The sequence below is a fragment of the Shewanella sairae genome (assembly GCF_023283535.1).
Lineage (GTDB): Bacteria > Pseudomonadota > Gammaproteobacteria > Enterobacterales > Shewanellaceae > Shewanella > Shewanella sairae.
Genome location: NZ_JAKILT010000198.1, coordinates 1 through 903, shown reverse-complemented (window position 1 = coordinate 903; position 903 = coordinate 1). Strand labels below are relative to the sequence as shown.

Annotated in this window: 2 protein-coding genes; both read right to left on the bottom strand. The window is 48.1% G+C overall.

Annotated features, from left to right (window positions below; all coding sequences use genetic code 11):
- A partial coding sequence (locus L2748_RS24135) for a type IV secretion system protein (protein ID WP_248957835.1) occupies window positions 1-466 on the bottom strand: 466 nt, incomplete at its 3' end.
- 9 nt (window positions 467-475) lie between these two features.
- On the bottom strand, window positions 476-903 hold a 428-nt coding region (locus tag L2748_RS24130), incomplete at its 5' end, for a TrbJ/VirB5 family protein (RefSeq protein WP_476712910.1).

The following is a 903-nucleotide window of genomic DNA, read 5'->3' as shown; positions in this document are numbered from 1 at the left end:
TGACGCTGAGCTTTTCCAAAATTTGAGTCACCAGTGAAATGCCAATATCAAAAATAGAGCTTGGGGATATGGATTTGTATGTCGCGGCGTCACCTGCAAGCTTTGCACCTATCCACGTAAAGCCGTTGACGATGGCGGCGGCAATTTGTGGGGCACTGGTAAGTAACCACCAGAAAAAGCCCACCACAAAGGTGCGTTTAAACAGTTCTGCAATCAGCTCTTTAATATCAGCGCCTTTTAGGGCCATTTCACCAAAGCCCCACGCCCACGAAATGGTCACTAACATCCAAAATAACCAGGTGGTGATGGGTAAGATGATAGCGGGCCATTTGCTTGCGGTGTTTTCAAATATGCGCAGTAGCTCATTCATGGCGCCGGTGTCAGGAGCACCGCCGGAAGCGTCCGCCGCAAATACTGGGTTAATCAGGCATAACAAGATGAGCAGCGCGGTAATGACTATGCGCATGGGGGTTCCTTAAAATTGTTTGAGCTCATAGCTTTCAAGCTGTCGGGACTCAAGCGAGGGCACATTGCCTTGCATGAATTTATCGGTTTGGGCTTGCCTTGCTTGCTCTCGTTCGTTTTCCGCTTGAACTAAGGTACTGGTGAGCTGAATTTGTGTGCTCATCAATGTTTCCATCTTCTGCAATTGGTTAATCATTTGTGCAGTAAGTTGGTTACCGGCTTGAATGGCTTGTAGGCGACCGGTTGCGCTTTCAGAAGCCTGTTGTTGTCGCTGGATAAGTTCGTTGTCTTCGGTTTGTTGCTGGTGAACACCATTTGCGACGTTCATTGCTGCCATGGCCGTATCTCCAAGGGTTTGCGATACGTTTTGGTAATGGGTAGAAAATTCGTGTGGGGTAACGTTTTTGTTCCATGCGTCATACCCTTTGAAGATACGGT